Genomic DNA, 11,821 nt, shown 5'->3' on the forward strand with positions numbered 1-11,821 from the left:
AGCCCCGACAGGTACGGATAGCCGTGTGACCTCCTTCGCCCCGGACTCGATCGTCCTGAACCGCAAGCTGCCGCTGTGGTACCAGGTGTCGCAGTCGCTGCGCGCCTCCATACTCGGCCGCTCGCCGCAGGACCCGCTGCGCCTGCCCACCGAGGAACGGCTGGCGGAGCACTACGGCGTCAGCGTGCTGACCATGCGGCAGGCGCTGAAGGAGCTGGAGGACGAGGGGCTGATCAGCCGGCACCGGCGGCGCGGCACGTTCATCGAGCCCGGGGCGCGGCGCGGGGCTCCCGTGCGCCTCCTGGGCTCGGTGGACGCCATCGTGGCCCAGCAGTCCGGTATGACGACCGAGCTGCTGGACCACGGGCGCGCACCGGTGCCCACCGGGATCGCCGAGTACTTCACGGATCTCGCGGAGGTGGCGACGTACCACCGGCTGCGCTGCGACGAGAAGACGGGCGAGCCGACCAACCACGCCGTCAACCACGTCCGTCCCGAACTCGCCGCGCGGATCGACCTGGAGGATCTGGTCCGCTGGCCGATGACGAAGGTGCTGCGGGACGTCGTCAAGGCGGACATCAGCCGCATCACGGACACCGTGGAGGCCCGGCTCGCGGATCCGGAGACCGCGCGGCTGCTCCAAGTGCCGCTGCTCAGCCCGATCCTGCACTACACCGGGGTGACCTACGACACCGCCGGGCGGGTGCTGGACGTGGCGGTCATCCACTACCGGGGCGACCGCTTCTCGTTCACCGTCACGCTGGACGCGACCTGATCCCGGGCACCGCTCAGGCCGTACGATGCCGTGCGTGACGCACGACGACGCTCCGCTGCTGGCGGACCTGATGCCGTGGTCCGTCGCACCGCTGCGACCGGGCCGCGCCTGGCCGACGGCACCGGACCCGGCCTCGCTGAAGGCCCGCTGGGACGCCCTGCTGAAGGCCGAAGGGCCGGACCGGGAGGCCCTGTTCGAGTCGACCCGCGCGCGCACGCTGCGGTCGGCGGTGGGCCAGCTGCCCGGCCGGTCCACCGGCACCGAACGGCTCGCACGCGCGGAAGGGCCGTGCCCGGAGCCGGTACGGGTCCTGGCGGCGCCCTTCGACGAGCAGTGGCTCATCCCGGACCACCGGCTGATCGACACGGCCCGCCCGGAACTGTGGCGGGTGGCGGACGCGCAGCAGGTGTTCACGGTGGAGACCGGTGACGACCGCTTCCCGCTGCTGGCGACGTCGCTCCTGCCCACCCTGCGCGCCGGCCGTGTCCGCCCGCTGTACCGGCGCCCCGGCGGCACGGAGCCCAACCTCGCCCCCGGCCTGCTGGATCACCTGTCCGCGCGGCTGGGCGAGCAGCCGACGCCGCCGGACGTACTGGCCTGGATCCTGTCGGCGGTCCGCCCGGACCTGACCGTGCCGCTCACCGACGACCGGGAACTGTGGTCCCGCGGCGTCGCGTCCGGCCGCCGGCTGCTCTGGCTGATGCGCCGGGACGGCGAGCGCCCCAAACTGCCGGGCGGCCGCCGCCCCTACGTCCGCGCTCCCCTGCCGAGCCGCCCGGTGAGCCTGCACTACGACCGCGACGAGGAGGCGCTGCACCTCGACGAGGGCCGCATCTCCCCCGTTCCGCCCCAGGTCTGGGACCGCGAGGTGGCCGGGGCCAGGGTCCTCCAGACCTGGTTCGCCGCCCGCACCGCACCGGCCGAGCCGGGCACCCTCGCCGCGATCCGCCCGGCGACCTGGCCCCAGGCCTGGACGTCGGAACTGCTGGAACTCATCACGGTCCTCGCCCTGCTGGCGGAACCGCGGCCGCTCCCCGCCGGCTCACCGCCGGGGTCGGCGGTCACGGCGGCCGACCTGCGGCAGGCCGGCGTCCTTCCGCCGCCGGACGCCTCCCGCCGCCCCGCCTCGGTCCTGGACCACCACGAAGAGGGCCCGGACGGCCAGTTCGCGCTGCTCTAGGTCCTGTCTGACGATTCGCGTCGTCGCCCGGAGGGCGGCCGCGCGGCGTCAGGTGCGTGCTCTCGGCGTGCCGGCCCCAGGCGCTCGTACCGGACGTACTCGGGTCTGGGGCCGGTGCGGCGAGAGTGCGTGCAGGGCGTCGCGCGGCAGACGCGAATGGTCAGACAGGGCCTAGCCCCGGGGCGACAGGAAGCGGGGCGCGCTCCGGCTCCCGCCGGGGATCCGGGCCGCCCGGCCGGCGGGGCCGTCACCGCCGAGCGGCTGCTGACAAAGCCGCCGGCGTGGGGAGATCATCCACCCCATGGATCTTCTCCCCCTGCCCCTGGAGGGCATCACCGTCGTCGCCGTCGAACAGGCCGTGTCCGCGCCCTTCGCGACCCGGCAGCTCGCCGACCTGGGCGCCCGGGTCATCAAGGTGGAGCGGGTCGACGGCGGCGACTTCGCGCGCGGCTACGACACGGCGGCCCGCGGTCTCGCCTCGCACTTCGTGTGGTGCAACCGCGGCAAGGAGTCCCTCGCGCTGAACCTGAAGGATCCGCGCGGTCTCGCCGTCGTACGGCGGCTGATCGCGGACGCGGACGTGTTCGTGCAGAACCTCGCGCACGGTGCCGCGGCCCGGCTCGGTCTCGACGCGGCCACGCTGTGCGCGGCGCACCCCCGGCTGATCGCCGTGGACATCTCGGGCTACGGCGGGTCCGGGCCGTACGCGGACAAGCGGGCGTACGACATGCTCGTGCAGTGCGAGGCGGGCCTGGTGTCCGTGACGGGGACGCCCGGGCAGCCCGTCAAGGCGGGCATTCCGGCGGCGGACATCGCGGCCGCCATGTACGCCTTCTCGGGCGTGCTGGCGGCCCTCGTCCGGCGCGGGACGACCGGGCGGGGCGGTCCGGTGGAGGTGTCCATGCTGGAGGCGCTCGCGGAGTGGCTGGGGCATCCGCTGCACCATGCGATGCACGGGGGTGAGCCCCCGGCGCGCACCGGGCTCGCGCACGCCGTCATCGCGCCGTACGACGCCTATGCGACGGCGGACGGCGGGCGGGTACTGCTGTCGGTGCAGAACGACCGGGAGTGGCGGCGCCTGGCGGAGCTGGTCATAGGCCGCCCGGAGCTGGGGACCGATCCGGCGTACGCGACGAACGCGGCGCGGGTGGCGCACCGGGCGCGGACCGACGAGCTGGTGGCCGGTGCGCTGCGGGCGCTGGACGCGGAGGAGGCGCTGGCCCGGCTGGAGCGGGCGGGCATCGCCTGTGCGCGGCTGCGGGACCTGCACGAGCTGGCGGAGCATCCCCAGCTGGCGGCGCGGGAGCGGTGGCGTGAGGTGGGGTCGCCTGCCGGACCGCTGAGGGCGCTGCTGCCGCCGATCACCCTGCCGGGTGGTGACGAGGCGCGGATGGGTGACGTGCCCGCACTCGGGCAGCACACCGCGGCGCTGCTGCGTGCCGTGGGAATGACGGACGGCGAGATCGCAGCACTGCGCCGGGACGGTGTGACGGCCTGACCTCGGGCACCCCGGACTGGCCTCCGGGGGGCGCCGGTTCACTCGGTGACGGTGGTCGGTGAGGTGCGCGGTGAACGGTGAGGTACGCGGTGCCCGGTGGCCGAGGTCACCCGGCGACCGCCGGACGAGCGCTAGTGGCCGCCGAACAGCGAGCGGCGCAGCCGGCGCAGGGGCGCGAAGAGCGAGACCCGGCTGACCCGGGCACCCCGGTCACTGCGCTCGTGCACGGCGTCACGCGCTGTCAGCTCGCGCATCAGCGAGGTCGCCTCGATCGTCTCGCGCTGCGGTATGGCGGGGCCCGCGAGCACCGAAAGATGGCGGTCGAGGCGCGAACTGGTCGCGCTGCTACCGCAGGTGATCGCAGGGACCCTGGCCCTGCTGCGCACTGTTATCTGCTCCATGTCACTCCCCACCCGTACGAGTCCACCCGGCCCGGGCAGGGTAACCCTATCGTCCCGGTGGGGCACGCGTGTATCTCGGCCACAGGATTCACCTTCCCCGTAAGGAGGTTGACCATCCATCCTTGACTACTCTCCGAATCCGACCGATTTCAGGGTGAGTTGGACAATGGGCTGACCGGTGGGCTGCGCTGACCCTCCGTCAGGCTCGACGGTTACGGCGAGTGATGTCGCCGAGGTGCCCAGGCCCTTCGCGACCAAGGGCGTGTCGCCCGCGAGGAGCCCGAGGGAGCGGGGTTGCGCGCGGGGGCGCACGAGCCAGAGCTGGTGCACGCGTCCTCCGGCGGGGTCGCCGTATCCGCTGAGGGTGACGACGGCTTCCCCCTCCGACGCGGAGGCGATCACTCCGATACTCCGGCCCCGGGTGTCCCTGCTGTTCACGGCGCGGGCGTCGGACGCGGCGAGAACGTGGGCGATGTCACGTGCCCGGGCCTGCTCCGCGGCGAGCCGGTCCGCGGTGCGGTGGGCCTGGACGGCGAAGAGGGAGGCGACGACGAGGGCCGCCGCGGCGGTGATCGTGGCGAACGGCACGAACAGGGGGCGCGGCCGGGGCGGACGGGCACGGCCCGGTGGTGGCTGGGCTCCCCACACGTGCGGCGGCAGCCGGGGGGCGGGCTCCCGGGCCGGGCCCGGCTCCTGCGGTGTGCTGCGGACGGCGGCCAGGACCCTGTCGCGCAGGGCGGCGGGCGCCGGGGCCGCCGTGGACCAGGCGAGGCGCACCGCGTCCTCGGCCAGGGCCCGTACCTCGCCGGCGCAGCGGTCGCAGCCCCGCAGATGCTTCTCGAAGCGGCGCCGCTCGCCGGGTTCGAGTGCGTCGAGCGCGTGGGGCGCGGCGAGGGAGTGCAGATCCTCACGGCCCAGGAGTCTGCCGAGCATGCTCATGCGGTACCTCCCAGGCACTCGCGCAGCCGGGCGAGACCGTCCCGCATCCGCGTCTTGACCGTGCCGAGCGGCAGCGAGAGCCGCTCCGCCACCTCACGGTAGGTGTAACCGTCGTAGTAGGCGAGGGTCACCGACTGGCGTTGCAGCGCCGTGAGCCGGTTCAGGCAGCGGCGCACCCACTCGCGTTCCAGTCCGGCCTCCACCTCCTCGGCCACCTGGTCGAAGGCCGGTTCCCCGGCGCGCAGCGCCTCCCGCTGCTCGCGTTCGCCGGCCGCGCGGGCACTGCGCACCCGGTCGACGGCGCGGCGGTGGGCGAGGGTGAGGACCCAGGACAGGGCGCTGCCGCGGCCGGGGTCGAAGCGGGCGGCGGACCGCCACAGTTCGAGCAGCACCTCCTGCGCGACCTCCTCCGACTGGGCGGGATCGCGCACCACCCGCCGGACGAGTCCGAACACCGGCCCGGACACCAGTGCGTACAGTTCCTCGAACGCCCGCTGGTCGCCCCCGGCCACGAGAACCAGCAGCTCGTCGGCCGCCATCCGGGCCCCCTCCCCGTGGCCGCAGCCCGGTCCTCCCCGCGCACCGCGCATCCGCACCGCACACACCTCCCCGAGGTGATACGGATCAGCGGGCCGAAAACGCGGGTCGTGGGCCGGGAAAAAGTTTCTTCCCTCCGACCAAACCGATCCGCACCCCGGCTCCGTATACCCGTCCGTCAAAGGCAAGTCGGCACTGAGGACGGACGGCATGACACCTCTTTTCTCCAGCAGCGGGGCGGGGCGCTCGGGCCTGGTCACGCTCATCTGCGGGGCGCTGGCCGCCGGAGGGCTCGCAGCCGCCGGCGTCACCGCACTGGAACCCGGGGCGGCCTCCGCCTCCTCCCACCGGGAGGCCCCGCTGATCTCGGGCACCCCGCAGTACGACAACACGGACGTGTACGCGTTCGTCAGCCCGGACAAGCCCGACACGACGACGATCGTGGCCGACTGGATCCCGTTCGAGGAACCGGCGGGCGGACCGAACTTCTACACGTTCGCGGACGACGCCCAGTACGACCTGCACGTCGACAGCAACGGTGACGCGCAGGACGATCTGGTGTTCCGGTACACCTTCAAGACACACACGAAGAACGGGGACACCTTCCTCTACAACACGGGCCCGGTCACCAACCTGGCGGACCCCGACCTCAACATCACGCAGACCTACGACCTCGATCTGATCCGGATGAAGAACGGGCACGAGGTGTCGAGGACGAAGGTCGCCGACGACGTGCCGGCGGCGCCGTCGAACGTCGGCAAGGCGTCCATGCCGGACTACGGCAAGCTGCGTTCACAGGCCATATACAAGACGGCGGGCGGCGCCACGACCTTCGCCGGGCAGGCCGACGACCCGTTCTTCCTGGACCTGCGCGTCTTCGACCTGCTGTACGGAGGGAACCTCAGCGAGGTCGGCCGGGACACCCTCAAGGGCTACAACGTCAACACCATCGCCCTGCAGGTGCCCAACGACCTGATCCGCGAGTCCTCCGGCCAGCCGGTCGTCGGCATCTGGTCCACCACCCAGCGCCGTAACGCCCAGGGGTACTACACACAGGTCTCCCGCCTCGGCAACCCGCTGGTGAACGAGGTGGTCAACCCCCAGAAGGACAAGGACAGGTTCAACGCGTCGCAGCCGGCGTACGACGCGCAGTTCCTGAAGAACGTCACCAATCCCGAGCTGCCGAAGCTCATCGAGTCCATCTACAAGATCAAGGCTCCCGCGGAGCCGCGCAACGACCTCGTCGACGTCTTCCTCAAGGGCGTCAAGGGCCTGAACCAGCCGCCGAACGGCAAGCCCGCGGAGGAGCTGCGGCTCAACACCTCGATCAAGCCGAGCATGCATCCCAAGCGGCTGGGCGTGCTGGACGGCGACAACGCGGGCTTCCCGAACGGGCGCCGGCTCACCGACGACGTGATCGACGAGGCGCTGCAGGTCGTCGAGGGCGAACTGGTCGGCTCCAAGAACGACTTGGGCGACGCGGTCGACAAGAACGACAAGCACTTCGAGAAGTACTTCCCCTACGTCGCCGAGCCCACGGCCGGCTCGCGCGGCCGGCTCGCCAAGGGGACGACCGCGGGTGCGGACGTGCGCAGCCAGCTCGGTGACGCCCTGCAGCCGGCCGGCTCCGCAGGGGGCGGCTCGGGCGACACCATGCTGATCGCCGCGTCGGCGGCCTCCGGCGCGGCCGGGATCCTGCTGATCGGGACCGCCTTCGCGTGGTGGCGCCGGCGCCTGCAGCGCGCCTACTGACACCGGCGTTCCCTCAAGACCGGCGCGGCCCGTGCTCCCCTCCCCCCACGGCGGGCCGCGCCTTCCACACGACCGACGGAGGAGCAGGCATGGGCCCGCGCGGGCAGGACGACGAACAGCACGAGCGGACGGCGGCCGCCGGCGGGGCCGCCCTCCCACCGCCTCCTCCAGCGACGGCGCCGCGGACGGCGGCCGCCGGCGCCGGCGCCGAGGACACGGGTCAAGACCCGGCGAGGGACACGAGCGAAGGCGCCGGAGAACCCGGGCCCGTCGGTGGGAGCCAAGGCGCCGGAGAACCACGGCCCGACGGTGCGAGCGAAGCTGCCGGAGAACCACGGCCCGACGGTGAGAGCCAAGGCGCCGGAGTACCACGGCCCGACAGCGAGGGCGGCGAAGGCGCCGGAGAATCCCGGCCCGTCGGCGGGGGCGAAGGTGGTGTCGGTGCGGGGCGTGTGGCCGCCGTGCGCCGGGTCGGGGCCCTCGCGCGGGTTCGGCGTGGGTCGCAACTCGGTGTCGCCGGTGTGCTGCTGGCGGTCGCCGTGACCGGCGGGGCGATCGCGCTCGGTACCGACCGGACGCCCGCGCCCCAGCCGGTGGCCGCGGCCGCGGTCGACCCCGGTGTGCTGGGCGGCGGGAACCTGGACGCGAGCATCGCCGCGCTCCAGACGCATCTGCGGGCCCAGCCGAAGGACTCCGGCGGCTGGGCCACCCTGGGGCTGGCCTACGTCGAGCAGGCACGCACCAAGGGCGACCCGTCCCGGTACCCGCAGGCGGAACAGGCCCTGCGGCGGTCCCTGTCCCTGTCGCCGGCGGCGTCGGGCGACGACCGGGCGCTGGCCGGCCGTGCCGCCCTGGCCACCGCCCGGCACGACTTCAAGGACGCCCTGGCCTTCGCGGACGCGGCCCTGCGGCAGAACCCCTACAGCGAACGCGCGCTGTCCTCCCGTATCGACGCCCTGGTGGAACTGGGCCGGTACGCCGAGGCGGCGAAGGCGGCCCGGACCGCCGACGCGCGCAAACCGGGTGTTCCGGTCTTCACGCGGTACGCCTACGTGCACGAGCTGCGCGGCGACGTCACCACGGCGCGCCGGGTCCTCGAACAGGCCCTGGCCGCCGCCACGTCGCCGGGCGACACCGCGTACGTGGCCGCGCAGCTGGGTCAACTCGCCTGGAGCCAGGGCGACTACAGATCCGCTCTGCACCATTACGCCCGCGCCCTGGCCGCGGACGACGGCTACCTGCCGGCGCTGGAGGGCCGGGCCCGCGCGCAGGCGGCGGGCGGCGACCGGGCCGCCGCGATCAAGGGGCTGGAGACGGTGGTCTCGCGGTACCCGCTGCCGGGCCCGCTCGTCGAACTGGGCGAACTGTACGAGGCGCGGGGCGCGGCCGGCGACCGGGCGCTGGCCCGGCGGCAGTACGCACTGGTGGACGCCTGGATCGCGCTGGCCCGTGCCAACGGCGTCAACGCGGACCTGGACACCGCGCTCGCCGCGGCCGACCACGGCGACAAGGCGGCCGCGCTGCGGGCGGCCCGCGCCGAGTGGAGCCGCCGGCACACCGTGCACACCGCGGACGCCCTGGCCTGGGCGCTGCACGTCAACGGCCACGACGCGCAGGCCCTTCCCTACGCGCGCCGGGCCACCGCCACCGGTTACCGCAACGCGGCCTTCCTCTTCCACCGCGGGACGATCGAACTGGCCACCGGCCACCGCGCGGCCGGCCGCTCCTCGCTGACCTCGGCGCTGCGGCTGAACCCCGGTTTCTCGCCGCTGGGGGCGGCGCGGGCCCGTAAGGCTCTGGAGGGCACGCGGTGAAGGCGCGCCGACTGCTCGTCCTCCTCGCCGGGTGCGTCCTCGCGCTGCTCCCGGCCGGACCCGCGAGCGCGCATCCCCTCGGCAACTTCACCGTCAACCGCTACGACGGTCTGGTCGCCGCGCCCGGTCGGCTCCGGGTCGACCACGTGGAGGACCTCGCGGAGATCCCGGCGACCCAGGCCGGGCCCGATCTGGAGCGGCTGGGACTGGCCGCGTGGGCCCGGCAGCGGTGCGCCCGGGCCGCAGCGGACAGCCGGCTCACCGTCTCCGGGCGACCGGCCACTCTCACCGCCGCCGGCGCCACCGCACGTCTGCGCCCCGGTCAGGCCGGTCTGCACACCCTGCGCGTGGAGTGCCGGCTGACCGCTCCGCTGCCCCGCGGACACACCGTCGACCTCGAGTTCCACGGTGCCGGGACCTCCGGCGGGCCCGGCTGGCGGGAGATCACCGCGCGGGGCGACCGGACGACGCTCACGGCGACGGACGTACCGAGGACGTCGGTCTCGCACGAACTGACCGCGTACCCGGGCAACCTGCTGTCGTCACCGGCCGACACCGCCTCCGCCACCCTGCGGGTGCGGCCCGGCGGTCCGGCGCTCGCGGCGGACGCGGAACGGCGGGACGCCCCCGGCGCCGGAGTGCTCCCCCGGGGCGCCGACCGCTGGACCCGGGCCCTCGACGACCTGGTGGCCCGCCACGACCTCACCGTCGGCTTCGCCGCGCTCGCCCTGCTCGTCGCGGTCGCGCTGGGCGCGATGCACGCCCTCGCCCCGGGACACGGCAAGACGCTGATGGCGGCGACGGCGGCGGCACGCGGCGGCCGGGCCCGGCTGCGCGACGTGCTTCCGCTGGCCGCCTCGGTCACGGTGACCCACACCCTCGGTGTCGTCGCCCTGGGCCTGCTCGTGACGGCCGGTTCCGCCGCCACGCCCTCGGTGATCGCCTGGCTGGGCGTCGCGAGCGGCGCCCTGGTGCTGCTGGCCGGTGCCAACCTCGTACGCCGGGCCTGGCGCAACCGCGCGCCCGCGCCCGCGCACGAGCCCGCGCGTCCGCACCCCCACCGGCACCCGCACGAGCACGCTCACGCGCGAGCCGAGAAGCGCCCGTTGGCCCTCGTCGGTGCGCCCCGGGAAGGGGCACACGGCGAGCACCGCCCCACCCATGACGGACCCGCCGACGAGCACGACGGACACACCGGCGGTCAGCAGCACGACCACCACGGTCCGCACCACGACCACGACGCGCACGCTCACGGTCGGCGGCACCACGACGCACACGCTCACGGTCGGCACCACGACCACCACCACGAGGCTCACGCTCACCACGACGACGACCCCGGCGAGCGCGCCCACGGCCACCCCGACGAGCACACCCACGACCGCCATCAGGCGCACGACCACCACCACGCACCGGACGGACGTCGTCACCCGCACACCGGTGTGGTGCACAGCCACGGTGGTCACACCCACAGCCACCCCACCGCTCCCACCCTCCGGGGCACGCTCCTGCTCGGGTTCGCCGGTGGGCTGGTGCCGAGCCCGTCCGCCGTGGTCGTGCTGGTCGGTGCCGCGGCGCTCGGGCAGGCCTGGTTCGGGCTGCTGCTCGTCGTGGCGTACGGGGCCGGTCTCGCGCTGACGCTCACCGCGGCCGGGTTCGCCGTGGTGCGGCTGGGCTCGGGGGTGGCCGGGGTGCTGGAGCGGCGCCCGCGCTGGACCGCGCACCCGCTGGCCGCGCTGGTGCGCCGCACGGTGCCGCTCGGGTCCGCTCTGCTCGTGGTCGCGCTCGGTACCGGCCTGGTGCTCAAGGGGGCCGCATCCGCTCTGGGCTGAGCTACTTTTGTGGAGGATTCGCGCGAGATGCCTTGGGGGCACCCGTGTCCGTGGAGCCGGGCCGTGAACGTGTGATCGCGGGTCGCTATCGTCTGCTGACCCCGCTGGGTGAAGGCGGCATGGGCACCGTGTGGCGCGCCCGTGACGAGGTGCTGCACCGCGAGGTGGCCGTCAAGGAGGTGCGGGCCCCGGCCGGGCTGGCGGCCGCGGACGTCGAGCGGATGTACGCGCGTCTGGAGCGGGAGGCGTGGGCGGCGGCCCGGGTGGCCAACCGCAACGTGGTCACCGTGTACGACGTGGCGGCGGAGGCGGGCCGTCCCTGGATCGTGATGGAGCTGGTGCGCGGGGTGTCCCTGGCCGACCGGTTGGACGCCGAGGGCCCGCTGTCGCCGCAGCAGGCCGCGCACATCGGTGCCGAGGTGCTGTCCGCGCTGCGCGGGGCGCACGCGGCCGGGGTGCTGCACCGGGACGTGAAACCGGCCAATGTGCTGCTCTCCGACGACGGGCGGGTGGTCCTCACCGATTTCGGGATCGCCAGCGTCGAGGGCAGCTCCGAGCTCACGATGACGGGTGAGGTGATCGGCTCGCCCGAATTCCTCGCTCCGGAGCGGGCGTTGGGGCGTACGCCGGGACCCGAGTCGGATCTGTGGTCGCTGGGGGTGCTGCTGTACGCGACGGTCGAGGGGGTCTCGCCGTTCCGGCAGGACACCCCGCTGAGCACCCTGCGGGCCGTGGTCGACGAGGAGTTGCCCCCGGCGCGCCGGGCCGGGCCGCTCGCGCCCGTGATCGCCGGGCTGCTGCGCAAGGAGCCGGCCGGACGGCTTCCCGCCGAACAGGCCGAGCGGGAGCTGCGGTTGGTCGCGGCGGGCGGCGCGCCCCGGGCCGATACGCGGCCGGTGACGTCGCCGTACCCGCCGGCGGTGGCGGACGGCTCCGCGCGGGCGGGGGCGCGGCGGCCGGCCGGCGCGCCGGCGATGCCGCTGCCCAGCGGCTACCCGGGCCCCCGAACCACGGCCGCGTGGCCGGTCCGGCGGCCGCCCGCATGTGGTGGGCAACCACGTCGTGCAGCTCGCGTGCGATGGTCGTACCCTCCTCC

At 74.4% G+C, this 11,821-nt stretch carries 10 protein-coding genes; 7 read left to right on the forward strand and 3 right to left on the reverse strand.

Annotation, left to right across the window (positions count from 1 at the left end; all coding sequences use genetic code 11):
• Positions 1-25 precede the first annotated feature (25 nt).
• The 3 genes from ABVB68_RS23410 (at position 26) to ABVB68_RS23420 (ending at position 3,453) form a co-directional block, all read left to right on the forward strand.
• Positions 26-775, forward strand: a complete 750-nt coding sequence (locus tag ABVB68_RS23410; protein WP_353603069.1) for a GntR family transcriptional regulator — start codon at positions 26-28, stop codon at positions 773-775.
• 25 nt (positions 776-800) lie between these two features.
• Positions 801-1,955: a type ISP restriction/modification enzyme gene (locus ABVB68_RS23415; protein ID WP_353603070.1), complete on the forward strand. Its 1,155-nt coding sequence runs from the start codon at positions 801-803 to the stop codon at positions 1,953-1,955.
• A gap of 301 nt (positions 1,956-2,256) precedes the next feature.
• The gene (locus ABVB68_RS23420; RefSeq protein ID WP_353603071.1) at positions 2,257-3,453 is read left to right on the forward strand and encodes a CaiB/BaiF CoA transferase family protein; all 1,197 of its coding nucleotides are present in this window, start codon (positions 2,257-2,259) and stop codon (positions 3,451-3,453) included.
• A 131-nt stretch (positions 3,454-3,584) separates the two neighbouring features.
• On the opposite strand, the gene ABVB68_RS23425 is transcribed toward ABVB68_RS23420, so the two are convergent.
• The 3 genes from ABVB68_RS23425 to ABVB68_RS23435 all read right to left on the reverse strand — a co-directional run bounded on the left by ABVB68_RS23425 (position 3,585) and on the right by ABVB68_RS23435 (position 5,332).
• The gene (locus ABVB68_RS23425; protein ID WP_353603072.1) at positions 3,585-3,854 is read right to left on the reverse strand and encodes a hypothetical protein; all 270 of its coding nucleotides are present in this window, start codon (positions 3,852-3,854) and stop codon (positions 3,585-3,587) included.
• A gap of 126 nt (positions 3,855-3,980) precedes the next feature.
• The gene (locus ABVB68_RS23430; RefSeq protein ID WP_353603073.1) at positions 3,981-4,793 is read right to left on the reverse strand and encodes an anti-sigma factor; all 813 of its coding nucleotides are present in this window, start codon (positions 4,791-4,793) and stop codon (positions 3,981-3,983) included.
• Positions 4,790-5,332, reverse strand: coding sequence for a sigma-70 family RNA polymerase sigma factor (locus ABVB68_RS23435; protein WP_353603074.1), 543 nt, complete (start codon positions 5,330-5,332; stop codon positions 4,790-4,792). Before ABVB68_RS23435 ends, ABVB68_RS23430 begins: the two co-directional genes overlap by 4 nt.
• A 208-nt stretch (positions 5,333-5,540) precedes the next feature.
• Here ABVB68_RS23435 and ABVB68_RS23440 point away from each other — a divergent pair, with 208 nt between their 5' ends.
• The 4 genes from ABVB68_RS23440 to ABVB68_RS23455 form a co-directional block, all read left to right on the forward strand.
• On the forward strand, positions 5,541-7,082 hold the full coding sequence (locus ABVB68_RS23440; RefSeq protein ID WP_353603075.1) for a DUF4331 domain-containing protein: 1,542 nt from the start codon (positions 5,541-5,543) through the stop codon (positions 7,080-7,082).
• Between the two features lie 452 nt (positions 7,083-7,534).
• On the forward strand, positions 7,535-8,896 hold the full coding sequence (locus ABVB68_RS23445; protein ID WP_503006218.1) for a tetratricopeptide repeat protein: 1,362 nt from the start codon (positions 7,535-7,537) through the stop codon (positions 8,894-8,896).
• On the forward strand, positions 8,893-10,725 hold the full coding sequence (locus ABVB68_RS23450) for a nickel transporter (protein ID WP_353603076.1): 1,833 nt from the start codon (positions 8,893-8,895) through the stop codon (positions 10,723-10,725). Before ABVB68_RS23445 ends, ABVB68_RS23450 begins: the two co-directional genes overlap by 4 nt.
• Before the next feature lie 44 nt (positions 10,726-10,769).
• On the forward strand, positions 10,770-11,821 hold a 1,052-nt coding region (locus tag ABVB68_RS23455), incomplete at its 3' end, for a serine/threonine-protein kinase (protein WP_353603077.1).

Source organism: Streptomyces sp. NPDC096012, from assembly GCF_040426375.1.
Classification (GTDB): domain Bacteria; phylum Actinomycetota; class Actinomycetes; order Streptomycetales; family Streptomycetaceae; genus Streptomyces.

What these genes read in the sequence shown, in the direction of transcription:
- ABVB68_RS23420 (WP_353603071.1), top strand. Translation starts at nt 2,257, where the DNA reads ATGGATCTTCTCCCCCTGCCCCTGGAGGGCATCACCGTCGTCGCCGTC.
- ABVB68_RS23440 (WP_353603075.1), top strand. Translation starts at nt 5,541, where the DNA reads ATGACACCTCTTTTCTCCAGCAGCGGGGCGGGGCGCTCGGGCCTGGTC.
- ABVB68_RS23435 (WP_353603074.1), bottom strand. Translation starts at nt 5,332, where the DNA reads ATGGCGGCCGACGAGCTGCTGGTTCTCGTGGCCGGGGGCGACCAGCGG.
- ABVB68_RS23425 (WP_353603072.1), bottom strand. Translation starts at nt 3,854, where the DNA reads ATGGAGCAGATAACAGTGCGCAGCAGGGCCAGGGTCCCTGCGATCACC.
- ABVB68_RS23430 (WP_353603073.1), bottom strand. Translation starts at nt 4,793, where the DNA reads ATGAGCATGCTCGGCAGACTCCTGGGCCGTGAGGATCTGCACTCCCTC.
- ABVB68_RS23415 (WP_353603070.1), top strand. Translation starts at nt 801, where the DNA reads ATGCCGTGCGTGACGCACGACGACGCTCCGCTGCTGGCGGACCTGATG.